The 26552-nt window shown below is 56.3% G+C and carries 20 protein-coding genes and 1 pseudogene; 7 read left to right on the forward strand and 14 right to left on the reverse strand.

All coding sequences use genetic code 11. From position 1 onward, the window contains the following. The first annotated feature begins 49 nt into the window (after window positions 1-49). On the forward strand, window positions 50-1825 hold the full coding sequence (locus CU103_RS21275; RefSeq protein ID WP_106666035.1) for a metallophosphoesterase family protein: 1776 nt from the start codon (window positions 50-52) through the stop codon (window positions 1823-1825). On the opposite strand, the gene mntR is transcribed toward CU103_RS21275, so the two are convergent. Beyond that, entirely contained in the window at window positions 1826-2287 is a 462-nt protein-coding gene (gene mntR, locus CU103_RS21280; protein WP_106666036.1) for a manganese-binding transcriptional regulator MntR, read from the reverse strand. A gap of 203 nt (window positions 2288-2490) precedes the next feature. Here mntR and CU103_RS21285 point away from each other — a divergent pair, with 203 nt between their 5' ends. Together CU103_RS21285 and CU103_RS21290 are read left to right on the forward strand one after the other, a co-directional pair. Beyond that, window positions 2491-3612: a multicopper oxidase domain-containing protein gene (locus CU103_RS21285; protein WP_106666037.1), complete on the forward strand. Its 1122-nt coding sequence runs from the start codon at window positions 2491-2493 to the stop codon at window positions 3610-3612. Then, window positions 3612-4811: a ZIP family metal transporter gene (locus CU103_RS21290; RefSeq protein WP_425350632.1), complete on the forward strand. Its 1200-nt coding sequence runs from the start codon at window positions 3612-3614 to the stop codon at window positions 4809-4811. The genes CU103_RS21285 and CU103_RS21290 overlap by 1 nt, the downstream gene beginning before the upstream one ends. A 49-nt stretch (window positions 4812-4860) precedes the next feature. Here the strand turns inward: CU103_RS21290 and CU103_RS21295 are convergent, their stop codons facing one another. The 9 genes from CU103_RS21295 to CU103_RS21335 form a co-directional block, all read right to left on the reverse strand. Beyond that, on the reverse strand, window positions 4861-5325 hold the full coding sequence (locus CU103_RS21295; RefSeq protein ID WP_100003791.1) for a cyclic nucleotide-binding domain-containing protein: 465 nt from the start codon (window positions 5323-5325) through the stop codon (window positions 4861-4863). A 56-nt stretch (window positions 5326-5381) separates the two neighbouring features. Beyond that, window positions 5382-8096: an ABC transporter ATP-binding protein gene (locus CU103_RS21300; RefSeq protein WP_106666039.1), complete on the reverse strand. Its 2715-nt coding sequence runs from the start codon at window positions 8094-8096 to the stop codon at window positions 5382-5384. 134 nt (window positions 8097-8230) lie between these two features. Next, window positions 8231-9361 (reverse strand): glycosyltransferase family protein, encoded by a 1131-nt coding sequence (locus CU103_RS21305; protein WP_106666040.1) that lies wholly within the window; start codon window positions 9359-9361, stop codon window positions 8231-8233. Beyond that, window positions 9358-10611, reverse strand: coding sequence for a glycosyltransferase (locus CU103_RS21310; protein ID WP_106666041.1), 1254 nt, complete (start codon window positions 10609-10611; stop codon window positions 9358-9360). Before CU103_RS21310 ends, CU103_RS21305 begins: the two co-directional genes overlap by 4 nt. Window positions 10612-10625: 14 nt before the next feature. Beyond that, complete coding sequence (locus CU103_RS21315) at window positions 10626-11837, reverse strand: glycosyltransferase family protein (RefSeq protein WP_106666042.1); 1212 nt, start codon at window positions 11835-11837, stop codon at window positions 10626-10628. A 77-nt stretch (window positions 11838-11914) separates the two neighbouring features. Next, window positions 11915-13090, reverse strand: a complete 1176-nt coding sequence (locus tag CU103_RS21320) for an ABC transporter permease (protein ID WP_106666043.1) — start codon at window positions 13088-13090, stop codon at window positions 11915-11917. Beyond that, entirely contained in the window at window positions 13087-14085 is a 999-nt protein-coding gene (locus CU103_RS21325) for an ABC transporter permease (RefSeq protein ID WP_106666044.1), read from the reverse strand. The genes CU103_RS21320 and CU103_RS21325 overlap by 4 nt, the downstream gene beginning before the upstream one ends. 1 nt (window position 14086) lies before the next feature. Then, entirely contained in the window at window positions 14087-16009 is a 1923-nt protein-coding gene (locus CU103_RS21330) for an ABC transporter substrate-binding protein (RefSeq protein WP_106666045.1), read from the reverse strand. Further along, window positions 16006-17892, reverse strand: a complete 1887-nt coding sequence (locus CU103_RS21335; protein ID WP_106666046.1) for an ABC transporter ATP-binding protein — start codon at window positions 17890-17892, stop codon at window positions 16006-16008. Before CU103_RS21335 ends, CU103_RS21330 begins: the two co-directional genes overlap by 4 nt. Window positions 17893-18506: 614 nt before the next feature. On the opposite strand from CU103_RS21335, the gene CU103_RS21340 reads away from it, so the two are divergent. Further along, entirely contained in the window at window positions 18507-18761 is a 255-nt protein-coding gene (locus CU103_RS21340) for a type II toxin-antitoxin system ParD family antitoxin (RefSeq protein WP_106666047.1), read from the forward strand. Next, window positions 18761-19055, forward strand: a pseudogene (locus CU103_RS21345) (type II toxin-antitoxin system RelE/ParE family toxin). Before CU103_RS21340 ends, CU103_RS21345 begins: the two are co-directional and overlap by 1 nt. A 410-nt stretch (window positions 19056-19465) precedes the next feature. Here the strand turns inward: CU103_RS21345 and CU103_RS21350 are convergent. Further along, a complete protein-coding gene (locus CU103_RS21350) occupies window positions 19466-20530 on the reverse strand; it encodes a porin (protein ID WP_106666048.1) in 1065 nt (354 codons plus the stop codon). Between the two features lie 275 nt (window positions 20531-20805). Here CU103_RS21350 and CU103_RS31500 point away from each other — a divergent pair, with 275 nt between their 5' ends. Next, window positions 20806-20982, forward strand: a complete 177-nt coding sequence (locus CU103_RS31500; protein ID WP_162707247.1) for a hypothetical protein — start codon at window positions 20806-20808, stop codon at window positions 20980-20982. 342 nt (window positions 20983-21324) lie between these two features. Here CU103_RS31500 and CU103_RS21360 read toward each other — a convergent pair whose 3' ends face one another. Together CU103_RS21360 and CU103_RS21365 are read right to left on the reverse strand one after the other, a co-directional pair. Then, window positions 21325-22284: a polysaccharide lyase family 20 protein gene (locus CU103_RS21360; RefSeq protein ID WP_106666049.1), complete on the reverse strand. Its 960-nt coding sequence runs from the start codon at window positions 22282-22284 to the stop codon at window positions 21325-21327. Continuing rightward, window positions 22281-23618, reverse strand: coding sequence for an adenylate/guanylate cyclase domain-containing protein (locus CU103_RS21365; RefSeq protein WP_106666050.1), 1338 nt, complete (start codon window positions 23616-23618; stop codon window positions 22281-22283). The genes CU103_RS21360 and CU103_RS21365 overlap by 4 nt, the downstream gene beginning before the upstream one ends. Before the next feature lie 381 nt (window positions 23619-23999). Between CU103_RS21365 and CU103_RS21370 the strand changes: the two genes are divergently transcribed. Continuing rightward, complete coding sequence (locus tag CU103_RS21370; protein WP_106666051.1) at window positions 24000-25337, forward strand: nucleotide sugar dehydrogenase; 1338 nt, start codon at window positions 24000-24002, stop codon at window positions 25335-25337. A 12-nt stretch (window positions 25338-25349) separates the two neighbouring features. Here CU103_RS21370 and CU103_RS21375 read toward each other — a convergent pair whose 3' ends face one another. Continuing rightward, complete coding sequence (locus tag CU103_RS21375) at window positions 25350-26504, reverse strand: DUF3095 domain-containing protein (protein ID WP_106666052.1); 1155 nt, start codon at window positions 26502-26504, stop codon at window positions 25350-25352. Window positions 26505-26552 lie beyond the last annotated feature (48 nt).

Genomic DNA, 26552 nt, shown 5'->3' on the forward strand with positions numbered 1-26552 from the left:
CTACAAAATGTATAAGTTCGTGAACTTAGCCAGCCGGAACGCCTGATTCATGACTTCTTCGAAGTTCCCACCGATCGCGGTCATTGCCGACGCACATTTCCATGATCTTTATGGCGATTATGACTTTGCCGGCATAAAGACCGGGGCCGGGCGGATGACCGCGCGCCGGCTGACCGATACGGTGCGTTCCACCCGGGTGTTCAACGAGAGCTATGATGCGCTCAAAGCGGCGCTGGAGGCGGTCGTGGCGCGCGGTATTCGCTTCGTCATCCTGCTTGGCGACTATTCCGACGACGGCCAGGTGGCGACCCTTGGCGCCTTGCGACTATTGCTTGACGGCTATGCGCGCGATCATGGGCTTGTCTTTATCGCAACCGTTGGCAATCACGATATTTTTGGCCCGGACGGTCGCCATCACGCCAAGCGCCTGCTCAACCCCGACGGCACCTATACGATCGTTGCCAGCGACGGCGGCTTCGTCGATGACGATGCGGATGGAATGGTGGTGAGCGACAAGATGTATTGCCCGGGTTATCCCGCCGCATTGCAGGCACTGCCGGATATCGGCTTCTTTCGCCGGCCGGCGGACTTGCATTGGGAAACGCCATTTGGGGCGGACGATGATCCTGAAAAGCGGCTCTATTGGGTTTGTTCCAACGACGGGAAAAACCAATACAAGTTGATGGATGCGTCTTATCTCGTTGAACCGGTGGAGGGTCTTTGGCTGCTGATGATTGATGCCAATGTGTTTGAGCCGCGCAGTGGGGAATTTGCGACAGGCGATGCGGGGGCGTTCATCGACAGCACCAATGCCGGCTGGAATGCCATGCTGAAACACAAGCGTTTCGTGCTCGATTGGGCAAAAGATGTTGCCGCAAGAGCAAAACGCCACGGCAAGCAGTTGCTGGCGTTTTCACATTATCCGATGCTGGATATGCTCGATGCAACAACGCACGATGAACTTGGGCTTATCGGCAGGACCAGCTCAAGCGAGCGCATGCCTTTGCCCGGTGTGGCGGGCGCGGCCATGGATGCAGGGCTTTGCATCCATTTCAGCGGGCATCTCCACATCAATGATACCGCACGGGTAGTGAAGGACGGGGGCTTCCTCGTCAATATTGGGGTACCATCGCTGGTTGCCTTTCCCCCGGCACTTAAGATCGTGACGCTGGATGGTGCCACCCTTGATATCGAAACATTAAGCCTGGATCACCTGCCGATTAATCCTGCCATCCAGGAACAGTATCGCATCGAGATCAATCTAACGGGCAAGAAGGTTGGCAGGATGCTTGATGCCGACGATTACGGTCAATTCCTGTCGGCGCATGTCGATCAACTGGTCGTATACCGCTATTTGCGGCGCGAGTGGCCGAAGGATCTGGCGCGGATCATCCCGCAGCTCAATCTCGGCGACCTGCTTGTGCTGAGCCAATGCGCGCAGCCCTTTCCTGTTGAGGATGCAGTTACGCTGATCCATGCGCAGCGCGCCCGCAACGGTGCAATTGTGAGGTTGCAGGCGCTATCTGAAGCGGGCGGTGTAACCATCGAACAGCTGGATGCAATCCCGGTTCTCGCTTTGCTTGGCGATTGGTATCGCTTGCGCATGGGCAGTGAAATGGCGCTCGATCGTATTTCACCAGAGCAGCTTCGTGCCTATCGTTTTTTGATCCTGGTCTATGCCAGCGCTGCGGCAATCAAAGCCGGCGGCGCCCAGGAACGTTTCGGGCGGATGCTGCGCATGATGGACCGCTACCTTTCAGGCCTGCCTTCGCGCAATTTCAAGGTGGATCTTTTACGCGGAGAGATCGTCGCCAGCCCCGATTGATCAAGGGTTGGTCTTTGCCACAAAAAGCCTGAAGGCTTCCAAGGTTTCAGGGCTCACATGATGTTCGATACCTTCGGCATCAATCCTTGCCGTTTCGACAGAGATGCCGATAGCGCAGAGGAACGATTCAACGATGTGGTGGCGCTCGCGGCTTTGTTCTGCCAGCTGCTTGCCCGTATCGGTGAGGAAGATGCCGCGATAGCGCCGCTGTTGAATATAGCCGTCGGATGCCAGCCGCTTGAGCATCTTTGCCACCGTCGGCTGCGCCACGCCAAGGCGCAGAGCGATATCGACCTGCCTGGCCTCGCCCCCGTCTTCGATCAGATCGGCAATCAGTTCGACATAGTCTTCAACCAGTTCAGTGCGGCGATTGTGACGGGTGCGGCGAAAACTCTCCATATGGGTGCTGGGATCAACAAGCAGACTGTCGCCATCGCCGCGCGCGCTATCGTCGGGAATCATCTGATCTTCACTTCCGTAAACTTTTTTGACGCCGGTTTGCCTAAGTTAGCCCTGGCTATTCTTTCACCATATCCGCCAAATTTCTACACCTGGAAAAAAATTTGGCTTTTCAAGCGGGCAGACGACGGTCTCAAAATATAGCACTTGCTATAATTTGAGTACGATGCTTTAATTCATCCAGGTTGCTAATCGGAGCGGGACGTATGCTGAAATGGGCACAGACAAATCTGAGCAGACGACGTCTGTTGGGCGGAAGTATCGCAACAATCGGCGCATCAGCGATTTGTTCCAGCACTGGGAGCGCGCAGGAAGCCCATGGCAATCATGGGGGTCCGGCACCGAACGCTGACGCTGCGGCTTCGGCCCACAGGTCGGCGCACGGCGCGATGATGACGGTCGGGACCGTCGATAGTGCGCGCAACGGTTTCGATCCAACGGCAATGCTGACTGATTGGTATACCGGTGTCGTGAGCGAGCTTCCCGACGGGCGCAAACAGCGCAGCTTCGAAATCACCGTCGAAGAAAAGGAAATTGAGATCGCGCCAGGTGTGATGTTCCCGGCCTGGACCTATAACGGCCGGGTCCCTGGGCCTGCGCTGCGGGCAACGGAGGGAGACCGTCTCAAGATCACTTTGAAGAATAATGGCTCGCACCCGCATTCGCTGCATTTCCATGGGATCCATTCGGCGCGGATGGACGGTGTGCCAGGGGCCGGTGTCATCGATCCGGGCGAAGAGTTCGTTTATGAATTCGATGCAAAGCCGTTTGGCTGCCATCTTTACCATTGCCATGCATTGCCGCTGACCCGGCATCTCCACAAAGGCATGTACGGCCTGTTTGTCATTGATCCTGATCCGGCCCGTCACCCGGAGCATGCCGACGTTGCACAATCACGCCTTCTTGGTTCGCCTGAAAACGCAAACTGGCAGGAACTGGCCATGGTCATGAATGCGTTCGACACGAATTTCGACGGCGAAAATGAGTTCTACGCATGCAACACGATCGCACATTGTTATGCCAAGGAACCGATCAGGATCGCGCGTGAGCGGCCGGTTCGGATTTACCTGGTCAATATTACCGAGTTTGATCCAATCAATTCGTTCCATTTGCATGCCAATTTCTTCGACTATTACGATCAGGGAACGACATTGACGCCGACACTGAAGACGGTCGATCTGATCATGCAGTGTCAGGCCCAGCGCGGCATTCTTGAATTTACATTCAAGGAACACGAGCCGGGGCTCTACATGTTCCATGCGCATCAATCGGAATTTACCGAACTTGGCTGGATGGGCATGTTCGATGTCAGGGAGACGGTGTCATGATGCACAAACCCGTCAACGTTACCCAGCCGCGCGCGCCGGCCTCGCTGCGATTGTCGCATTGGCTTTGGCTGCTTGTCCCCATCGCTGTCCTGGCAATGGCAATCGTGTGGCTGTTCCAGGCAAACCCGCTGCAAAGTTTCAACAACGGCGCCCCGCCGGTTGAGAACCTGACCATCGAACGAACGATCCTTGACCACAACGGATTGCAGCTCCTGGTGCGTGCCGGAGGCTCCGATCCGATGATGATTGCTCAGGTCCAGGTCGACGATGCCTATTGGGAATTCCAGCAAAACCCGCAAGGCCGCATTGCAAGGGGCGAAACAGCCTGGATCAGCTTGCCCTTCCCGTGGGTGCTTGGAGAAACGCACAAGGTCAATTTTGTCACAAATACCGGAGCGACATTCGAGCACGAGATCGCCGTAGCCGTGCCAACGCCGGTCGCCACCTCTTCAAGCCTGTGGTCGCAAGCAGTTCTGGGTGCTTTCGTTGGGATTCTTCCTGTCGCCATCGGCCTCATGTGCTATCCGGCACTGCGCGGTGCGGGCCCGGGAACGATGACGTTCCTTCTGGCGATGACGGTTGGTCTGCTGGCATTCCTTTTGATCGACACCCTGGTTGAGGCGCTGGAATTTGCAGCAAAGTCAGCGGCAATTTTCCAGGGCAGCGCCATGGTCGTGCTGGTGACCATGGCCAGCTTCCTCGTGTTAATGGGTATCGGGCGAAGACACGGAACACCAACGGGCCTGGCTTTGGCGACCTATATTGCGCTTGGTATCGGTCTGCACAATTTCGGCGAGGGACTGGCTATCGGCGCGGCATTTACTGCCGGTGCTGCCGGATTGGGAACATTCCTCGTCCTCGGCTTCACCTTGCACAATATCACCGAAGGTATTGGAATTGCCGCGCCGATATTGAGAAAAACGCCAACGCTCGCCGCTTTTGCAGGTTTGACACTCCTGGCCGGAGGGCCCGCCGTTATCGGAATATGGCTTGGCAGCCTTGCCTATGCCCCCCAGTGGACGGCAATTGCTCTGGCAATCGGGGCAGGCGCGATCGCCCAGGTCATCATCGAGGTCAGCGCTCTCATCGTGCGCTCGCGCAGCGCCGGCATTTCCGCCTTGCTTGCCCCTTCAACATTTGGCGGTCTGGCAGCGGGCGCCAGCTTCATGTACATCACTGCCATGCTCGTCAAAATCTGAAAACCGGCATGGGGTTAGCGCCATATGCCGCCGAAGCGTCGACAGGCAGCTACTTTGCTGCCTGTTTCTGTTTGCTGCGCGCCTCGCTAAGCTCCGTGGTCGTATGGCTGAGGCGGTCGGCAAGCACCCGCATGATTTCGATCGTCATTTCCGGGTAATCGCTCAAAAGTTTGAGGAAATGGTCCTTGCTGATGCGCAGCGCTTCCAGGGCCGAATTTGCTCTGACGGTCGCGGTCCGTGATACATCGCATAAAATGGCAATTTCACCGACGATGGAATCGTGCTCGATCTCGGCGACCTTGATTTCGCCGCTTGGTGTGTCCGACAAAATATCGGCAGCACCGGTAAGGATGACATAGGCCGCATCGGCCGGATCGCCCTGGCGGAACAATGTCTGGCCTGCCTTGTAGCTGACGCGATCGGATGTAAAGGCCAGAAGCTTCAGCTTGGCTGGCGCAACCCCAGAAAACAGCGGCACGCGCCGCAACATCTCGACTTCATCTTTCAGCAACATAGACGTCCACTATCCCCTTTTGCGCCATCCAGGTTCCCCGCCTTTGTGACAGCTTGTTATGACACCAGTTCTTTAAATATACCGTTTTTCTTCAAAAGAGTCGCGTGCGTTCCATCTTCGACCAAAGTCCCCTTGTCGAAGACAATCACCCGGTCGAACAGATTGGCTAGGGCCGTATTGGAAAGCACCCAGATGATTGCCGGGGCATGGCCCTCTTCATGCAAATTCTCCATGATATTGTGGGTGATCTGATCCTGCACGCGCTGGTCGAGGGCCGGCATAGGGCGGTTGAAGATCACATAATCGGCCCGCTTGAGCAATGCGCGTGCGACGTTGAGTTTTTGCCGCTGCACATTGGTCAGCCGTTTGCCGCCCGAGCCAACGTCGAAATCCATGCCGATGGAGAGCACACTTTCAAACAGGTCGAGGCGGTCGAAGATATCGCGCAGGATCGTGTTGACGCGTTCCGAACTGTCGGCCTGCGTGAAGCCGATCCGGCCGAAAAGAACATTGTCCATCAAGCTTGCAGAAGCGATGAACTGCTCTGGATCATAGCGTTCAATGACAGCTTTAAGGTCATCGGGCAGGTCGTTGTGGAACCTTTCACGGGCATCGACGATCTTTGCCATGAGTTTATCATTGAGAAGACCAAAGCGGTGTCTGGGTTCAATGTAGGAAAAGCTCAGGCGAATGATGCTTGTGCGTTCATCCGACGAGGCGGCCTCGATGCCGTGGCCCTTAAGCTTTTGCAGCAGCTGCTGATAGAGCGGGATATCATCTGCGGTCATGAAGGTCAGCTGCTGGAAAAACGGATGGTCCGGCGGCAGGTCCTGGAACAGTTCCACCGCATTCTCGGCGATCTCAAGGCCCATCGTGTAAAGATCGATCAACAGATCGTTTTCGCGCAGGACCGCGCGAAAGTAGGGATGGGCGGCCAGTTTGCGATTGGTCATCATCGGCCGCTTCATCGATCCGAACAGAAGGTTTTCGCCAACGGTGGCCTGCGCATTGTAGGCGTTGAGCTTGAATGGCACGACGAGGTCGTCAAGGTCCTCTTTCTTCAGGCGCTTGCGCAAAGCCTGCCGCAACTCGACGATCCGGTCGGTCAGATCGGCATGGGCGGCGGTATTGACCGTAGAGCGCAGCGCCATATCGAGAATGTCCTGCGAGATCAGGACGGCATCGAGCACGGGACGCACGACCTTGAAAAGATCGTCGGGTCCGGTCACACCAGCGGAGGCGTAGTCCACCCAGTCACTGTTAAGATCCAGCTCCGGATTGCCGGCGCGGCGTGCCTCATTGATGTTCCACTTGTACTGTGCGGCGCTCTTTCCTTCATACTCGACCTTGGTCAGCGGGGCGTGCTTGAGGCCGTAAAGGAGATTGTCCCTCAGCGTTCCATGGAAGAAGTAAGTATCGGAGGCGGCATAGCCAATACGCCTCCCGGTGACCGATTCCGGCAGTTCAAGGATGTCCTTGCCATCAATGGTGATGCGGCCCTGCTCGGGCCAGATGAGCCGGGCAAAGGCCTCGGCAAGATATTCCGCACCGCTGCCACCACTGCCAACGATAGCAACGGTCTCGCTGGGGTTTATCTCCAAAGAAACATGCCGCAGCAGCGGCGCTCCACTGTCGTCGGAAAGTGTGAGGTTGACCGCCTGCAAGGAATGTTCAAGACGGCTGACCGCTTCGGGCATCAGAGCCTGAATTCGCGGATCGACGAGACGCTCGACATTGAACTGTTCGACGACCTGCGCATATTTCACCTGCACATCCTGGCGTGCCTGGTCCCAGTCAATCAATTCCTTCAGCGGGCCAGGCAGATCCTTGTAGGCGTTGATGACGGCCACAAGCTGACCGATATCCAGACGGCCCTGCAATGCGAGAAAACCGCCAATCGAATAGAACAGGAAGGGCGTAACCTGCGCCAGGAAATTGTTGATGAATTTGACCAGAAATTTCCACTGGTAAAGATCGTAGCGGATGGAGAAAATCAGGCCCAACCTCGCGGCGATGTCGGCGCGTTCGAAATTCGACGTGTCATTGCCGTGAATGGTGCCGATGCCGTCGACGATTTCGCCAACGCGGCCCGACAATTCGCGTGCCGTCAGCTGGCGCTGGCGGCCAAGTTCAAGCAATCGCTTGCGCATGCGCGGGATCACAACGCCCTGGATGGCGACAATGGCCGCAGCAATCATGCCAAGCCAGAAATTTTGCATGATGATGAAGACAAGCGCAGTCAACGCCTGGCCGCCAAGGAGTGCTGGCTGGACAAAGGCATCGCCGGTAAAGCCGCCCATCGGCTCGACCTCATCTTTGATCATCGTGGCGATTTCGGCTGACTTTACCCGCTTGAACTGGCCGGGCGGGAAACGCAAAACCCGGTCGATCAGTTCAAAGCGAATGCGCCGCAACATGCGCTCACCAAGGCGGCCCTTGTATGTGTTGATATAAAGCTTGAACAGACCGTTGATGATGACCAGTAACAGGAACACCAGGCTGAGCGCCATCAGCATCTGAAAGCGGGTGAGCTCGAGCCCGTTGAAGAACACCACATTGCCGATATAGGGAATATCGTACTGGATGCGCATGAAGGTCTGCGTGGCGCCGGGCGCGTCGAACCCCATACCCTGAATGGGACCGTTTACGATCTGTTTCGGCAGATCGAAGGACAGGAAGTATGGAATCATCGACACCGCCACGACACACAGAATCCAAATCTGCTGAAGTCGTGTGTTCGACCAGATATAACGTCCTAGACTTTTTTCCATGGATAACCGCGCGCTGTGAAACAGCCTAGAATTTCAATCATTAAAACGTTTGAAGACCCCATGGACGAACTCCATGATTCATTGGCCCAAGCCTACAGCATCCAAGCCATGAACGCTATATGATGTGGGCGTGGTCAGAGAAGCGCGCGCAGGACCGCCGCTGTGCGCTGTGCACCGTTCAAATCCAGCTTGTGCACATGCGGTTTGACCCGGGACAAGGCTGCCGCAACCGCTTCACGCAGAATGTCCGCGTCAAGGCCGTTTTCCGGCAAAGCGATTGCCAGGCCAAGCGCCTCCAGGCGCGTGGCGCGCACGCTTTGTTCAGTCTCGCCGCCGGCGGTGAACGGGATAAGAATCGAGCGGCATTGTGCCTGCAGAATATCGCAGACCGTATTGTAACCTGCCTGTGAAATCGACAGCTTCGCGCCCTTGAGCAAAGACGGAAAATCGTTTCGAAAGCGCACGAGAGTGACATTGTCCGGCGCTTGCCGAAAAAGAGCGGTAAAATCGCTCTCCGGTAGATTTGGACCGGTTATCAGACACCACGATCCGCTAAACGCGGAGCGTTTGGCTGTCTCCAGAGCCGAGCGGACAAGATCCAACCCGACGGCGCCGCCCCCGGCCGAAACGACGATGTCATACGGGTCGGCAGGCGGGGCGGGGGCCGCTCCCGCAACAAGGCCGGTATAGATGATCTTGGCGGCAATTTCGCCCGCCAGCGGAAACGTATCGGGCAGCGTGATGAAGGACGGATCCCCATGGACGAGAACATGGTTGAAATGTGCCTTGATGAGACGCACGGTCTCTTCATCGCGGCCCGCCTTTGTGCGCTCCTGCAGGATGTCGCGGACCGACGTCAGAAGCATTGGCCGTGGTGACGCGGCTGAAATGGCGTCAAGCAAAGGCAAGAGTTCGAACCGCATTTGCCGGCGTCCAAAGGGAAAAGCTTCCAGGATGACGATGTCCGGGCGGGCCGCATGGAATGCCTGAAGCAGAAGATCGCGGCGGCGGTGCAAAAACGCTTCATCGACCGGGCTGCCGAACTGGTCGGCAAGGCCTGAAAAACTTGCGTTGCCGGCAAGAACCGCAGGCAGCGCAACGGAGCGGACGCCGGGACCTGGAAAACCGGCAACCTGCGATCCACCGGTGACAACCGTCACGTCGAAATTGTCCTCGGCAAGAGCCGTGGCAATGCGGCTGGCACGCGCGAGATGGCCAATCCCCAAAAGGTGCTGGACATAGAAGAAAATCCGCGGTGCGGTCATGCTTTTTGCCACTCGCTTTCGAACAGGCGCGTGAGCTGGCGGATGCTGGAATTATGGTCGAAATGCGCCCGCACGCGTGCCTCGGCAGCTTGTCCAAGCCGGTGGCGCAGATCAGGCTGGCGAATGGCGTGTTCAAGTGCGACAGCGAGAAGCCGCGGGTCTTCGGGCGGAACGACAAAGCCGTTTTCGCCGCCGGTCAACAGTTCCGGAATTCCAGAAATATTGGTCGAGACGCAGACAAGGTTTTGGCTCGAGGCTTCAACCAGCACATTGGGAAGCCCATCACGATCGCCATCGGCGGCAACACGGCAGGCAAGGGCAAACAGATCCGCACTGCGGTAATGCTCGAGCACCTCTTGTTGGGCAAGGGCGCCCTTCCAGGTAATTTTGTCGGCAATGGCGAGCTTGTCCGCCAATGGCTTGAGCTTTGCCAACTCGTCGCCGCCGCCAATATGGGTGAAGCGCCAGTTGAGATTGGCCGGCAAAAGCGCAAGAGCGTGAAGAAGGATGTCATAGCCCTTCTTGGGAACCGCACGGCCAACGCTTAAAATCTGCACCGGATCCGACCTGCTGGAGCCGTCGCGCCTGGAGCGAAGAGTATCAAATTGCCCAAAGCGAGCCAGGTCAAGACCATGATAGCTCAGATGAACCCGATCCTTGCGATTGGTGAGCTGGCGCATGTGCTCGAACCCCGACCGCGTACAGGTGACGCTCCAGCGGGCCGACTCGAGCTTGTCCGTCAGCTCCCAATCCGGCGACGTCCAGATGTCCTTGGCATGGGCCGAGCAGGTCCATGGCACGCCGGTCATGATGCTGGTATAGGCGGTGACTGAAGCGGGGGTGTGGATGAAATGCGCATGCAGCCATTCAGCGCAATCCGGCCATTCGTGCGCCAGCACCAGCGCCTGGCCAAGGCGGCGAAAGCGATTGCGCGAAACATCACGGCGCAGATCCGCCCAAAATCGCTTGATGAGGGGCTTGAAGTTCGGCTTTTTCCAGCAAGCAACAAGGGCGCGCAACACCCGCAGTGGTTCGTCGTGCAGATATTCCGGCAAATAGACGACGCGGGCCTTGATCTCGTCGTGAATGGGATGACGCTTCTTGTCGGTCGGCTTGCGCATGGAGATGAGCGTCAGGTCAAAACCGGCGCGCTCCAGCCCCAGCAACTCCTGGGCAATGAACGTTTCGGACAGACGCGGATAACCCTTCAGAACGATGAGGGTTTTGCGGCGTTTGAGTGGAGCGTGCATGCTTGAGCCAGATACTATTCCGCCACGGCAGGAAGCGGCTGCTCGCGTTCGTCAAGCCAATCGCCGACGATTTCGGAAATATGGACCAGGCCCTCCAGCCGCATGCCTTCACCCTTGCCGGTTTGGGATGGTGGTGCGCGCTCCGGCAGGCGTTTGAGCACTTGCGCCAGGCGCAAAGGATCCTCTGCCTCTTCGGGCAGCAGCATCTCGATCAGACCAAGTTCTGAAGCGCGTTGCGCGCGGATCAATTGTTCCTCGCGCGGTGCAATACGCGGCACGATGAGCGCTGGCTTGTCGAAGGACAAAATCTCGCAATAGGTGTTGTAACCACCCATGGCGACAACGGCCTTGGCGCCGGCGATGAGTTCTTCCATGCGGTTATCGAATTCGATGACCTGGATATAGGGAATTTTACTGCCCTTCCGCACCAGCTTGGCCCGTTGCTTGGCCGGCATATAGGGGCCAAGCACGATGAACGCCTTGTGTTGAAGCGTCGGATCCTGCTGGTAAGCATGGATGACATTGTGGACGAGATCTGCCCCGTCGCCGCCGCCACCGGTTGTCACCAGAATGTAATCACCCTCTGGAACATGGCTGGAAGCATGGTCCTGTGACAGGCTGCGCTGCAGGAAACCGACAAACTTCATCTTGTCGCGTACGCTCGCCGGCACGTCCAGATCGACGAAGGGATCGTAGAAATCCGGCGGTCCATAAACCCACACATTGTCATAGAGCTGATCGATCTTGTGCATCACATTGTTATTCTTCCACTCGGCTTCGAGCAGATGCGGTGCATCCATGACTTCGCGCAAACCAAGCACAAGTGTCGTGCCGCGCGATTTCAGGTAGGCAAGCGTTTCCTCGACCTCGCCCTTGAGGCCCATCGGTTCCTTGTCGACGATAAAGATGTCGGGCTGAAATGTCTCGGCGGTGTGGCGGATAATCGATTGGCGCATCTTTAGGGTTTCATGCAGGTCGATATGGCGGGCAAGCGAAGTATACTCGCCATTTCGCAGCTTGATCACGCTTGGCACCTTCACGAAATCAACACGCGCACGATAGTCGAATGCTCCGGCGATGGTGGCGCCGGAGATAATCAGAATATTGAGCCCGCGATAGTCCTCCACGAGCGAATGAGCGATTGTCCTGCACCGCCGCAAATGGCCAAGGCCAAAGGTGTCGTGGCTGTACATCAAGATCCGTGCATCTTCAAAACGCCGCATCATGGTCAAAACCCTCTGTTTTGCGGGTTGACCCGCGCAGTGCACTTGAAACAGCCGTGAGTATGTTAATTTAACGGACTCTATCTGTATGGATCGGCGGCATCGCGCAACCCATCTCCCAAGAAATTGAACGCCAGGATAACAAGAATTACCGGAATCATCGGGAACAGCAGCCAGGGATAAAAGGCAATGACACTGACGCTGCGCGCTTCGGTGAGCAAAATACCCCAACTGGTAATGGGCGGCCTCAGCCCAAGACCAAGGAAGCTCAAAGCCGTTTCGCCCAGTATCATGCCGGGAATGGAAATGGTCGCGGTGGCGATCAGGTGCGACATAAATCCAGGGACGAGGTGGCGTCCGATGATGCGTCCGCTTTTTGCTCCCATCAGCTGCGCCGCCAAAACATAGTCTTCCTCACGCAATGCCAGAAGCTTGGAGCGCACGGAACGGGCAAGCCCGGTCCAGTCGAGCATCCCCAAAATGATGGTGATGCCAAAATAGATCAGGATCGGGCTCCAGGTTACCGGCATAACCGCCGCCAGCGCCATCCATAGCGGCAAACTAGGCAAGGATTGCAACACCTCGATGACGCGTTGCACCAGAAGGTCGAACAGACCGCCGTGATAGCCGGCAAGCCCGCCAATGATGATGCCAAGAACGAAACTGATGGTGATGCCGATCAGCCCGATTGTCAGCGAAATGCGGGCGCCATAAATGATGCGGGACAAGACATCGCGTCCCAGCCGGTCAGTGCCCAGCAGGAACATCTGGCCGTCCTTTGCCGGGCACACGAGATGGATATTGCTTTCCACAAGCCCCCAGAAGCGATAGCTGTCCCCCCGGCATAAAAAGCGGAGCGGTTGCACATCGTTTTTATTGTCCGTGTAGTTGCGCTTTAAAGAGTCGATGTCGAGCTGCATGGTCCGGCCATAGACAAATGGCCCGACAAGCCTGCCTTCATGGAAAAAATGCACCCGCTGCGGCGGCGAATGGATGAAATCCACATTGCGCGTGTGCAGATTGTAGGGCGCCAGAAACTCGGCAATGATGATCATGCCGTAGAGCAGCAGCAGAAAAATGCCGGATGCCAGGGCCACCTTGTGTCGTTTGAATTTCCACCACATCAGCCGCGTTTGCGATGCAAGATGGATTTTCGCCTGCTCGTCGGTCATGACCTCGACCGACATCGGGTCGAACGGCGCCGTCGAGACATAGTGCTGCAAGGGCGCGCCGGGGGAAGGAAGCGGCGCCGTCACTTGGTGCTCCTGCCAGCAAGACGTATGCGCGGGTCAAGAAAGGCAAGCGCGATATCCGATATCAGCACGCCGATGACCGTTAGGAATGCAAGGAACATCAAGAAGGAGCCTGCAAGATACATATCCTGGCTTTGCAACGCTTTGATCAGCATCGGTCCGGTGGTTTCCAGCGAAAGGACGATCGCGGTGATTTCGGCGCCCGATATGATCGACGGCAAAATGGAGCCGATATCGGAGACGAAGAAATTCAACGCCATGCGCAGCGGATATTTGACCAGCGTGCGGAACGGATGCAGCCCCTTGGCGCGCGCAGTCATGACATATTGCTTCTGCAGCTCATCCAAGAGATTGGCGCGCAGCCGCCGGATCATGCCCGCTGTCCCGGCTGTGCCAACGATGATGACCGGAATCCACAGATGGGAAAGGATTGATCGCGCCTTTTCCCAGCTCATGGGCTCATTGAGAAATTTCTGGTCCATCAAATGGCCGATGGATGTGCCGAACCAGATATTGGCGAAATACATCAAGATCAACGCCAGCATGAAATTTGGAATGGCGATCCCAAGCAGACCCAAGAAGGTAAGGCCGTAATCGCTCCAGCTATACTGGTGGGTCGCCGAATACATGCCGATGGGAAATGCGATCAGCCATGTGAACAAAATGGTGACAAAGGAGACAAGGATCGTCAGCCACATCCGGTCCCCGACCACTTCACTGACCGGTAGCTGATACTCGAAGGAATAGCCAAAATCGCCGTGCAGCATGCCGCCAAGCCAATGAAAATAGCGCAGAACAGGTGGCTGATCGAACCCGTATTGATGGCGCAGTTCTTCCAGATCCTGCATGTTCACGGTTTCGCCCTGAGCCTGCATTTCAGCGATCTGGCTGTCCAGAAAATTTCCGGGCGGCAGTTCGATGATGACGAAGACAAGAGCGGAGATGATCAGCAGTGTGGGGATCATGGCGGCGATGCGCCACAGAATGTATTTCAGCATTCTAGGCCTGCTCCTCGCTCAACCAGAACGTGTCAGGCATGTAAATCCCAAAATAGGAGGTTGGATCGAAACCATAGAGACCGTTTTTGGGAACGTTCTGCAAGCGGTCCGACCGAAGGATTGGCTGCAAGGTCCCATTGACGAGGCCGATAGAATAAACCTGGCTCGTGAAGATTGCCAGCATTTTATGCCAGATAGCGGTGCGCTCGGCCATGTGGGCAGTTTCCCGCCAGCTGTTTTGCAACTTGATCAGCTCTGCCGCCTCAGGCAGATCCGGTGCCTGGCCATGTTGGCCGAGCGAGAGATAGTGCATGCCCCACAGCGGCCATTGCAGCTGATCGTCCGATGTCGGGGCCAGTTGCTGCGGGTTCATGTCGGCGGTTGCAACGCCATTTTCGATCCCGTACCAGATGGACATCATGATGTGGCCGGCCTGGGCGCGGCTGCGGAAAATATCGCGTTGCGAGGTGCGGATGAACAGCGCAATACCGATCTTGCGCCAATGGTCGGTGACCAGCTCAAGAACATCCGTATCAACGGTGCTTTCGCCCGGTGTTTCAATGGTGATTTCCGCCGGGCGGCCATCGGGAAGCAGCCGCAGACCGTCATCATTGCGATTGTTAAGACCGGCCTCGTCGAGCAGGGCGTTTGCCTTATGCGGGTCATGATCAATCCATGCCTTGGCATATTCCGGCTTGAACAGGGGGCTTTCGGGCAAAACGGTGTCGGCGCTGGGTTTTCCCAGGCCGTAAAACACCGCCATATTGATTTCGTGCCTGTCGATGGCAAGCGAAAGCGCGCGCCTTACGCGCACATCACGCAACAGCGCGCGCCAGACATCATCCCCGCAATTGAGATTGGGCAGGATTGCCACGCGCGAGCCGCGTGTCATTTTCCATAAATCGACCTTGACCGGATACCGGTCCTCGGCATCTTTTAGAAAAGTATAGTCGGCAAAATCAATACCTGTCGCCTGCAGATCACTTTCGCCGGCACCGGTCTTGGCCGGGATGATGGATGAGGAACTGACATTGAGCACAAACCGGTCGATATAGGGCAATTGCCGGCCGTTTTCATCGACGCGATGAAAGAACGGGTTGCGCTCAAAGACAAATTGTTCTGCCGGGGGCGCTGTCGTATTTCGCCATGGGTAGAGCGTTGGAAGTTCAGGGTTTTCCGGCCGATATTCGCGCGACATCTTGATGTGGAGGTCGGCCCACTTCTTCACCCGGTTTTCCTTCATCAGCGCGGAAAGCCTGAATTCGTCCTGATAGTTCTTATGAAATTTCTTCAAATAGGCGGAAGGTCCGACGACGATCAGTGGTTGCGGTCCGGCAAGGCCCGGCAGGAAATTCGGATTTGGCCTTTCCCAGCTGTAGCGGACCGTCAATGCATCGAGAACCTCGAAGCGTGGCAGCTTGCCATCGACGCGCAGATCAAGTGAGCCGCCGCCTGGCGTCAGATCCTTGTTGAGCAGAACGTCATCCCACCAGTAACGGAAATCATCTGCGGTCAAAGGCGAACCGTCCGACCATTTATGGCCGTCGCGGATCGTGAAGGTAAAGACCGTATCGTTCTCAGACTGGAAGGCTTCAAGGATGTCCGGTTGCATGACAAGATGCTCGTCATAACCCACGAGCCTCGCGTAGCCGTAGATCGTCATCAGGCGGACATCTTTCCCGCTGCCAATGATCGTGCGGACCGTGCCGCCATATCGGCCTGGCGTCCGCCCCATCGTTTTCAGACCGACAATACGCGGGCGCTTCGGCAGGCGTTCGTTAAGCGGGGGAAGACTGCGCGCCTTGAGCCGGTCATCCAGATATTCCGGCTCAAGTTCGCGATCGGCGGCGCGCGTCAGACCCGGTAGTGCACAGCCAAGGGCACTAAGGCCAACAGTACCAAGAACAGTACGGCGCGTTATCACGAGCGTAACTCCCGAGGATCGACATTACGCCTTGCAAGGACCAGATGTCCATCGCCAAGGTCTGCTGGTGCAAGCGGCCGGTCACTGCCATCGGTGGAGAATTGCGGACCCCAAGCTCTTTGATCGGATGCGCCGCTGGCCTGCAGGGTCTCGAAATCAAGGGGCCGGTCAAGATCGGGGAAAGGCACGGCTGCAAGAAGTGCCTTTGTATAGGGATGGACTGGGTTGCGCAGGATAATCTCTCTTGGTGCGATTTCCACGATACGCCCACCGCACATGACGGCAATACGGTCGGCCATATAGTCGACGACCGCAAGGTTGTGGGAAATAAACAGATAGGTCAGTCCGAGCTGCTTTTGCAAATCCTTGAGAAGATTGAGGATTTGCGCCTGCACCGACACATCCAGTGCCGAGACCGGTTCATCGCAGATCAACAGTTGTGGCCCCAATGCCAAAGCGCGAGCGATGCCGATCCGTTGACGCTGGCCACCAGAAAAGCTGTGCGGATAGCGGTTGAGGTAGCGCTGATCGAGCCCGATCGCCGACATCAGCGCGCGCACCTTCTCAAGACGGTAGTCGCTGTCGCCACGCCCATGAATTTCCAACGGCTCGCTGAGGATATTCTGCACGGTCATGCGCGGGGACAAAGAGGAGACTGGATCCTGGAAAACCATCTGGATTTTGGTGCGAAGCTCCATGAGCGCATCGCCCTGTGCGGCCAGGACGTCGATCTTGCCGCTGCCATCATCGAAGCTAACTGCGCCGGTGTCGGGTGTAACCGCCCGCATCAATATTTTGCTGACCGTCGTTTTCCCCGAACCGCTTTCACCGACCAGGCCCAGGCATTCACCCCGATAAATGTCGAAGCTGACCCCATCGACTGCCCGAACGAGCGTCTTGTCCTTGCCGCCGAACAGGCCGGACTTGCGTGTGGTGAATGTTTTGGTCAGACCGCGAACGGATACAAGTACCTCCGGAGCATTCTCGACCCGTTTCTTCTTGGCCCAAAGCGTCTCTGAATTGACCGGCACTTCACGAAGGGCCTTCAGTCTTTCGCCGGGCTTCATGTCAAAGTGTGGAACGGCCGCCATGAGGCCCTTCAGATAGGCGTGTTGCGGCCTGCGGAAGATCGCATCGACGGGCCCCGCCTCCATGATCTCGCCGTGATAGATCACAACCACCTCGTCTGCCACATTGGCGACGACACCAAGATCATGCGTGATCAGCAGCATAGCCATATTGAGTTTGTGCTGAAGGTCGCGCAGCAGCTCGAGAATTTGTGCCTGGATGGTCACGTCGAGGGCAGTTGTCGGTTCATCGGCAATCAAAAGGGCCGGCCGGCAGATGAGCGCCATGGCGATCATGGCGCGTTGGCGCATGCCGCCAGACAACTCGAATGGATACATGTCGTAGGTGCGGCTTGGCTTGGCAAAACCCACAAGGCCGAGCATGTCTTCGGTTTGCGCGCGCCGTTCGTCTTTCGTTGCGCTGGTATGGATCGCCAGCACTTCGCTGATCTGGTTACCGACGGTATGCAGTGGCGACAGTGACGTCATCGGTTCTTGAAAGATCTTGGCCATTCGGCTGCCGCGCAGGGCCCTGATCTCCTCGCCATCGCGCGACAGTTGCAAAATATCCGTGGTCTTGCCGTCCAGAGGGTCGGTGAAGAGAATTTTTCCGGTGACTTTTCCCGTGTTGGGCAAAATCCCCATGACGGATTGACTGATGACCGACTTGCCCGAACCGGATTCACCGACAAGTGCGGTCACTTTTCCTGGCAGAACGCGCAGATTAACGCCCTTGACGACATCCATACGTCCACCGAGCATTGAAAATGAAATGCCCAGATTTTCGATACGCAACAGATCAGATCCTGACTTCATGCCAGCCAATTGTTTCCCCATAGCGTATCGTTGTCGCCCATTGAAATTGAGACTATCGCACCGCATACGGGGAGTCTAGCGGGGTGCGCTTGCGCCTTTGGTATGATCTGCTCTGGGCCTGGAAAAACGCCAGAGGCGAACCATGCTACTAATGTCTTACGTGAGGCGTTTCTTGATGAGCAAGCCGGAGAAACTGACGAGTGTTGATCAACCAAGGTGGCGTTTGTTCTGCCGGCTGCTATTACAAGCGGCGGCATTGGGACACCAGCGTCAAAAAGTGTTCTGCTGAGAAGAGGGATCGTCGAAGATTGCCTGCGCTCGATGGCACGTTGTCGGCCAGTTGAATTCCGGCGCTCAAAACAATTCGATTGCCGCAGGAACATTCCGATGCCGAATGTTCCGGATCAGCGTGATGTTCGCGATCGGATACTTTCGTGGACGATCGAGACCGTTCAGGGCCTACCACCTGGCTCACCGTTTTAAACAATGGAGACGCGCGGCGGGGCGTAATGGGTGTCAGATTGAACGCTGCCCGCCTGAAACTTTGTGTCCAAGAGGATCAGGTTTGACAAACTTTGCCAAACTCAGTTAATCTGGACGCAATGGAGGCTTGAATGGCTACTATGAACGTGTCTCTACCGGACCCGATGAAAGATTGGGTCGAAGCCCAGGCAAGGACCGGGCGATACTCCAATGCGAGTGACTATGTGCGCGATCTGATTCGAAGGGACCAAACGCGTAGTGATAGGATTGCTGCCATGCATGGCTTCGTCGATGACGGTCTCAAAAGTGGTGTTGGCAGCCGGTCGAAGGACGAGCTCTTCGCTGCGGCTGCCGCGCGTACGGAAACGGCGCGCGGCAGCAGATAATGCGTTTTAGCCTTTCGGTCGAAGCGGAAGAGGACATCATTGCGTTCACCGAGCAAGGTATCCGCATGTTCGGATCCGTACAGGCCAGGCGGTACCATGACGACTTGTTCGCGGTACTTGAACTGATCGCCGCCAATCCCCGGATGGCTCGTGAGCGAGAAGAGATTTCGCGCCCGGTTAGGATTCCATCCGTTCAAAGCCGATCTGATTGTCTACCGTATCGAAGAGAATGGAACCATTTTCGTGATCCGAATACGCCATGGACATGAAGATTGGGCCAGCGAACCTGCTTAGGGTCCGCCGATTGAAGCGCAGTTTCTTTTAGAGTTATCACCGCTAGGAATGTAACGCGTCTCAAATGGCCTGACATAAGCTGCTGTTATACCGCTGGATCATCTCCGCAGGTTGTTTCAGGATCGATGGTTCAATTCCCATCATGGCGAATTGACAGCGTTTTCCCGAAGCCGATGAGGAAAATTGTAGACCTTAGAGCAACAATCGGTGTCGCTGAAAATTTGCTGTTATCGGCATTTTCAAACGAACGTCTATCAGCAACTTCAGCTTGGTTGCTTGACTTTCGAATGCCAGTAATCGAGCCTCATTGGCACCACGTCATCCGGATGAATCTCTACGGATCTTCTTGGTCTGGGAACTCGGCAGATAAAGTTCCAGATTGTATGTGCGTGCAATTGTATATTGAATCTCTAGAAGTTGCGCTGCAGTCGCAGTCTGCCCTCTATGGGATCGCCACGGTCATCGTCATAGCTGGTATAGGTGATCTCCGGAGTAATATCGAAACCGGGAATGGCCTTGTATCTCACATTTAATGAGGCGGAGATATTGCCGTATTCCTCATAAGCGACCTGGCCATTCAATGTGGCCTTGTCCGACACCTTTGCCGACAGACCGGCCCAAAGTGCATAGTCGCCCTCCCAATTGGCATAGTAGCTGTTCACGCCAATGGCGCTGTCCCAATCGGATTGATAGCCACCCATCAGAAATCCGGAAATTTTTTCGGTGAATTCCACGTCAACGCGAACCTTGCCGGCCCAGGTCTCGTCCAACGCGTCATACCCGGCCACCGCGGAAATCGAACCCCACCCCTGTTCCAGCTTCAGGCCGCCAACAATGTCGGGTAGGTAGTCGTCGATGACGTAGTTCTTCTCGAGCTCTTCATCGGAATAGCCGAAGTCGCCGACGCTGCCCTGCTCCAGACCGATCATTGCGGAAAAGCCATTGCCACCCTTGAATGTGTAGTTGACCTGGTTGGTGGGGGCGTCAGAATACGGACCATACCCAATGACATCGTCATTGATCAAATCGCCGGCATAGTTTGTCCACGAGGAGAACTGGGAATCCGTGGCACCTATGCGAAAACCGCCAAGTTCAATGTATGCATGGGGGAGGTACGAGACCGTGTCACCATTGGTATACTGGATTTGCGTTTCGATGTAGGAACGGAGCGTCCCCAACTCGGTGTCAGAGCGTGCATCAAAGCGAAGCGTTGCGCGTGAGCGTTTGGACCAGGTATCGCGTTCCGCACCCGTATAGGAATTGTCGCCCGCTCTGATATCGTAGCGGACATACCCCATGATCTTCAGGCATGTTTCCGTTCCGGGGATATAGAAGAAACCTGCGCCATAGGCGTCACAGACGCGAACATATTCGACTGGTTCTGGTTCGGCGACAACAGTGGCATCAGCTGCGGCTGCGGCAGAGGCCGAAATGATGGCCGCACACGAGCCAAAGAGTACACTTCTGAAACTCATTTTCCCATCCCTCCAATCGTCCACGCGTGCGCCATCTAGACACGACAACCTTGCGTGAGCAAGCTACACACGAGAATTGCATTCATGGAAGCCCCGTGACGAGCGCGATCGGATCAACCCTCAGTCTCTGATAGAATTATTTGTACGCAAATGTATTCGGAGCGACGAATGCTACGCCAAGATGCAAATTCGATGGGTTGGGACACATGGGGGAGACATGAGGAATATCGTTTCGCTTGTGCCATCTCCAATGGGAAATCGGAAGGAGTCTCGTTATGCAGTTTGCCATCAAATGCCTGATCGGCATCGCACTGCTGGTATCGCCCTGTGCCTATGACAGTGACCCGCGCGAACCGGGGGCGATCACCGCAATAGTCGCCAAAGTGTCGAACACGCCCCTCAAGGTGGCGGTTTCGGAGTCCTTTGCTCCGGCAAACTTCTTGCAACGGTGACCGTATGAAAACCTCAAACTTAGGAGCAAGAAAGTGTCGAGATATCGAAAGACTGCCGAGGCAGTTTCTAGCCTGTCACCCGAACAATACCGTGTGACGCAGCAAAGCAATACCCGAAGGCGCCCAGGATCCCGATTCGGAGAATTGTACCGTGCGCTGTGGGCAGTGACCGCCAGTTATGACAGGAAAGCATCGCGTCGTTATCACGCAAATAATAATCAGCATGACCGAAGTCAATGAATTATACCACTGGGAAAAACCATTAAATTATGGAGAGATTGACAGTAATTCTGGGGGATTTACTTAATGGTGATGCCCCTTGCGCAAGCTTGAAAGCCGCGCCTAGGGCATGGGGCAGATATCTGCATCCAGAACATCGGCGCAGCGGGGAGAGCGGCGGAAATTGTCGTAATAGAGGGTCCAGTCGGTCTTGTCCGCGGCGCGATAAGGACCGAACTTGAAGTATTGATTGGCACCAAGACCCTTGTCAGCGTGCCCGACATGGCCCTTGACCGTCACGATCCATTTTTTGTTGGCAAAAATCTCGACGTGGCCGGAGCCATCAGGACCGGGCTTGGTATAGATGGCAAAGTCGATCCAGCCGGAATCCGGCGTTGGTAGTTTGTTGCCGTGATCGGTCACGACGATCGCATCGGTGCAGCTGTTGAACTGGCTGCCATCTTGCGGCGTCCAGCTTGTGTCTGTCGCAACAAGCGCGCGCATTTGGTTGGTGTCCGGCCGGAACCATACCGGCGTCTGCTTATCGCCGCACGCCTTAACGGTGCTTGATCCTTGCGCCTTTGAAGGCGCTACATAATTGGTCTCGATGGTGGCAAACAATTTGCCCTGGTTGAGACGAAGCGCGAGGAAAGGACTGAAGTCGCCGACCGCCTCGGGTCCTATTTCACGTTTCCACTGTGCGATCAGATAACGATGGTCGCCGCGTGGGAGGGGATCGGCAAATTTGACCGAAAAACCATACCAGACGCCCTGGTTATAGGGCACGCGCCGTTCGGTTTTCTCCCAGATCTCGGCCCGTTCGCTGCAATTCTCATTTGTATTTGGACAAAGTGGCTTGATACTGAGCTTCAAAGCGCCTGTGCCGCTCTGCTTCACTTCAGATTGAAACTCCACCGTTCCAGCGCTCTGCTCGAAATTTTCGCGATAATAAAGTCCGCCGCCCGGCGAAAAGTCATTGCCATCGAAATTATCGATAAGCACGTCGCCCGCCGGCTCCGCTGCCGCACTGGCTAAATTGAAAGTGGCGGCCAGAAGAGCCATGGCGAGGATCTTTCCTATCATTGCATGAATTTCTCGAGCAAGGGGCGTTGCGTTTTGGCATCGCGGTGCAGAAGCATGACCTGCTCGGCTTCCGACAAGCCGTCATAGGCGACATCGTCATAGGCGTCATCCAGCTGAACTGTCTCGCCGGTCGACTTGGGCAAGAGAACCGTGACCTTCTGGCCAACGCCGCGCAATTTTTCCTCTCCCAAAGTGGTCCAATCCCCGCCGCAATAGGTGGCGAATGCCTGGCTGGCGATCACTTCGCGTGAATATTTCTTGGTAAGGCCCTGCAGGCGCTGAACCTCGTTTACTGCTGAACCGAAGGCAGAAAAGGTCAGGCGGTCCTTCAGACCGACATTGCCGAACATCACATTGCCGACATGCAGGCCGATGCCGTAGCGGACATCACTTAAACCATCCTTGCGCCGCTCTTTATTGAGTTCGGCGACGCGCGCTTGCGCCTTGAACACAGCCGACAGGGCGGCTTCGCACGCCATCTTCGAGGGATCCTTGTGACGCCCGCAAGGGTACACTGCCAGAAAGCCGTCGCCCATGAAGCTGAGGATTTCTCCGCCGCCGCGGTTGAATGGCGCAGCGATCGCATCGAAGAAATGGTTGAGCGTATCGATGTAGGCCTGGCGGCCTTCCTTTTCGGCCAGCACCGTCGACTGGCGCATATCGCCCATCACCAGTGCCGCCCGGATGGTCTCGCCGTCGCCGCGGCGGATCTGGCCATTGAGGACGCGTTTGCCGGCATTGCCGCCAAGATAGGTCGTAAGCATATTGTCGGCGAGCTTGCCAAGAACCGCCATCTTTGCAGCCACAGCCAAATGATGCTGCAGACGCAAAAGCGCGCCGATCATGGCATCGCTGAACCCTCCGCCACTGTCGGTGGCCCAGGAACCCATCATCCCCTGCGTTGACTGGCCGCCAAAAGGCTGCAGGAAAGCAAGATAGTCAGTAACGCCTTCCTGGCGCAATTCGTCGAGAACCGGAAATTCCATCGGTCCGTCAACATCAAGGCGCCGGCGCACATGTTCAAGATTATTGGTGAGCAGGTAAAAATACGGGCTCAGCAAGAAGCGTTCGGGTTTTCCGCCTGGATCGTGCCGATAGCCCTCGACAGTCATGCCGCTCGACCGCTTCCAGGTGAATCCGAGGGCGTCATAGAGCGGATGGAGCATGGAAAACGAAAGATTGACGCGGGCAATTGGCAGGCCGGCCGCTGCAATACGTTCGCAAAAGCCGCGTACGATTGTTTCGAGATTTTCACCCGCAAGCGAAGATTGTGTCAGCCAGTCAGCTACCTTGTCGAGAAGTATGACGGATACGTCAGATTGGGTCGTGCTCATCCTTGATCCTTGCAAATGTGAGCCACGTCCGTTCCCCGGTTCTTCACTACTGCCGGCCCAGCGTGTTCAGAACACACTCAAGACATGCCGGGCCAAGATGAAAATGAGTGAATCGGGCGACGGTGTCAACGCTGGCACAGGTAAGCCGGCGCCGCAATCTCACCGGTCCGATACGACTTGAGCGGGTAGCTCGACGGGCGGTCCTTTATCAGTCGTTGTTTTCCAAGTCATTCACATGGGGATGTCATCAAACCTAAACAATAGGGACTAGTCACTTGATCGTGAGGAGACCTGTCTGCGACCGCTCGCTTGACAGGCAATTTGATAGAAGCCATCTAAACGTCACTTGATTGCATTTGCGCTCGCACAAAAGAGATCGTCTTGACCTCCTCTCCACTTGAAAACCTTTCAGGCAAAATCGCAACACGCAAGGCCCGTGCCGGTGTCATCGGCCTTGGCTATGTGGGACTTCCCTTGGCAATCACGCTCGCGCGCAGCGGCTTTGCCGTTACGGGCTTCGACATCGATCCAGACAAGATCGTCGCGCTCGATGCCGGGCGCTCCTACATAGAAGCGGTAACCGATGCGGCGCTGGCAAGCGAGGCAAAGACCGGCAGATTCCACTCGACGAGTGATTTTGCCCAACTTGCAACATGCGATGTTATTGTCATTTGCGTGCCGACACCTTTGACCAAACACCGCGATCCGGATCTTTCGTTCGTGGAGGCGACAAGCCGCTCGATTGCCGCAACCTTGCGTCCCGGGCAATTGATCGTCCTGGAATCGACGACATATCCCGGCACGACCGACGATGTCGTTAAGACAATCCTCGAAGAAACGGGTCTCAAGTCCGGTATTGATTTTTATCTCGGCTTTTCGCCGGAACGGGAGGATCCGGGCAATCGCGATTTCCACACGGCCACGATCCCGAAAATTGTCGCCGGTGATGGTGAAGCGGCGCGCAACTTGATGCAGGCATTTTATGGCGCGGCGGTGAAAACGGTTGTACCGGTTTCCTCCAACGCGACGGCCGAGGCAGTCAAGCTAACGGAGAACATTTTCCGCTCTGTCAACATCGCGCTGGTTAACGAACTGAAGGTTGTCTACGCGGCCATGGGCATCGACATCTGGGAGGTCATCGAGGCTGCAAAAACCAAGCCGTTTGGCTATATGCCGTTTTATCCTGGTCCAGGTCTGGGCGGCCATTGTATCCCCATTGATCCATTCTATCTGACGTGGAAATCGCGTGAATATGAGCTGCCGACGCGGTTTATTGAACTGGCCGGCGAGATCAATTCTGCCATGCCGCGCTATGTCGTCAGCAGCCTGGCCGAAGCCCTTGACGTGCGGGCAGGCAAGGCGCTCAGCCGCTCACGCGTGCTGGTTATTGGCCTGGCCTATAAGAAGAACGTGCCGGATATCCGCGAAAGCCCCTCACTGCGGCTGATTGAGATTATCGAGGAACGTGGGGGACGTGCCGACTACCACGACCCCTTCGTCGCCGAAATCCCGACCACACGCGAACACATGACGCTCAAGGGCCGCAAATCCGAAGATCTGACCGAGGCAAATGTGAGATCTTACGACGCTGTGCTGATTTCGACCGATCATGATGGAATCGACTATGCGGCATTGGCCAAATGGGCGCCCCTCATTATCGACACCCGCAACATCTTCGCGAAGCTTGGACTGGTGGGCAAGCATATTGTGAAGTCGTAGCTGCCGCCAGATTTATGACAGCTTCGACTTCAGATTGCTCGCGGCCATCGCATAACCGCCTGCGGCGCCATCGATGAAATGGATGTGGTCATGTGCAAGTGGTGTCGGCACGAAGCAGGTGATGAGAGCGGAATCCTGGCGGTGCAATCCATAGCGGCTGATACCGGCAGCTGAAGCGTCTTCCAGAAGCATCTCGATCCGGCGAAGGCGTTCGGCATCGATGTCGATCGTCATTTTGAGGCCATCGTCGAATTTGCGGAAATCGGAATTTTGTGCCACCTCAACCTTATACCGCTTCGGATCGAACCCTCCGGCGGTTAGTCCCAGCCTGTCGAGCGCAAAGAGCAAGATGATCTGACCGATAATTGCAAGCTTGCGATGAAATCGCTTGCCAACAGGGGCGGTGGCGCGAGCTTCCGTTTCAACGCCCTTGGTGTTGAAGATAATGGGAGGGCCTTCGGCCGGAAGCGGGTGGGCGCCGCGGTTCTGTTCAGCGGCAACGGCAATGATGTCGGTAACCAGCTTCTGAAACTTTGCGCTCGCGCCGGGCGTGCCAGGCACGGCAATGATTGACACGATTTCGCCGTTACGCGCCTGGATTGGGTTCCAGCGGCATGACAGGCCGGCAAGATCGGGCCGCGTTCCGGATGGCGCTGCCTCGATCGTGTATTCGCCTGCCTTCATGCGCGCTTCCGCCCAACTCGCTCCGCCTCCAGCAAACATGGCGTAGGAGAGGTCGGGGCTGACGCTGAACCGGGCGACGCGCACATCAAGCCCCTGTGCCCTTACATCGCGCATCGGCACAAGCGCTGCACGCAGGCTCAACTGCAGTTCATCCGCAACCCAGGCCTGGACTGCGGCAAGCGCTTCGCGCGCGCGATCCGCAGCCGAAGCTGGAAGCGCTACCAATGCACCGTCGCCGCCGAAAACGAAGGGATAGCTGCGCTTGCCAAGTGCATTGAGGATGGCGGAGATGACGCTCGCACCGGCCATGTTGACCGCCTTGTAGCGGCCCGCCTTGATCGCCTTGGTCGAGCCGACAATGTCAGCCGTTGCCAGCACCCAATCATCGGGCAGGGGTTTGTAGTTGCCGGTGTCGGCGACCCCCTCGAAATGCACGAAAACCGGAAGCGTATCGAAGAAATCATCGTTCATTGCTTTGACCATGCGGAAATACAACCAAGGATAGTAGAAAATATCGCGGTACGGTTAACA

The organism is Phyllobacterium sophorae, from assembly GCF_003010965.1.
Lineage (GTDB): Bacteria > Pseudomonadota > Alphaproteobacteria > Rhizobiales > Rhizobiaceae > Phyllobacterium > Phyllobacterium sophorae.

Coding starts and splice junctions, on each gene's coding strand:
- CU103_RS21350 (WP_106666048.1), bottom strand. CDS start 20,530: ATGAGTTTCAGAAGTGTACTCTTTGGCTCGTGTGCGGCCATCATTTCG.
- mntR (WP_106666036.1), bottom strand. CDS start 2,287: ATGATTCCCGACGATAGCGCGCGCGGCGATGGCGACAGTCTGCTTGTT.
- CU103_RS21315 (WP_106666042.1), bottom strand. CDS start 11,837: ATGATGCGGCGTTTTGAAGATGCACGGATCTTGATGTACAGCCACGAC.
- CU103_RS21310 (WP_106666041.1), bottom strand. CDS start 10,611: ATGCACGCTCCACTCAAACGCCGCAAAACCCTCATCGTTCTGAAGGGT.
- CU103_RS21375 (WP_106666052.1), bottom strand. CDS start 26,504: ATGGTCAAAGCAATGAACGATGATTTCTTCGATACGCTTCCGGTTTTC.
- CU103_RS21360 (WP_106666049.1), bottom strand. CDS start 22,284: ATGATAGGAAAGATCCTCGCCATGGCTCTTCTGGCCGCCACTTTCAAT.
- CU103_RS21340 (WP_106666047.1), top strand. CDS start 18,507: ATGGCTACTATGAACGTGTCTCTACCGGACCCGATGAAAGATTGGGTC.
- CU103_RS21285 (WP_106666037.1), top strand. CDS start 2,491: ATGCTGAAATGGGCACAGACAAATCTGAGCAGACGACGTCTGTTGGGC.
- CU103_RS21300 (WP_106666039.1), bottom strand. CDS start 8,096: ATGGAAAAAAGTCTAGGACGTTATATCTGGTCGAACACACGACTTCAG.
- CU103_RS21290 (WP_425350632.1), top strand. CDS start 3,612: ATGCACAAACCCGTCAACGTTACCCAGCCGCGCGCGCCGGCCTCGCTG.
- CU103_RS21325 (WP_106666044.1), bottom strand. CDS start 14,085: ATGCTGAAATACATTCTGTGGCGCATCGCCGCCATGATCCCCACACTG.
- CU103_RS21365 (WP_106666050.1), bottom strand. CDS start 23,618: ATGAGCACGACCCAATCTGACGTATCCGTCATACTTCTCGACAAGGTA.
- CU103_RS21305 (WP_106666040.1), bottom strand. CDS start 9,361: ATGACCGCACCGCGGATTTTCTTCTATGTCCAGCACCTTTTGGGGATT.
- CU103_RS31500 (WP_162707247.1), top strand. CDS start 20,806: ATGCAGTTTGCCATCAAATGCCTGATCGGCATCGCACTGCTGGTATCG.
- CU103_RS21295 (WP_100003791.1), bottom strand. CDS start 5,325: ATGTTGCTGAAAGATGAAGTCGAGATGTTGCGGCGCGTGCCGCTGTTT.
- CU103_RS21335 (WP_106666046.1), bottom strand. CDS start 17,892: ATGAAGTCAGGATCTGATCTGTTGCGTATCGAAAATCTGGGCATTTCA.
- CU103_RS21275 (WP_106666035.1), top strand. CDS start 50: ATGACTTCTTCGAAGTTCCCACCGATCGCGGTCATTGCCGACGCACAT.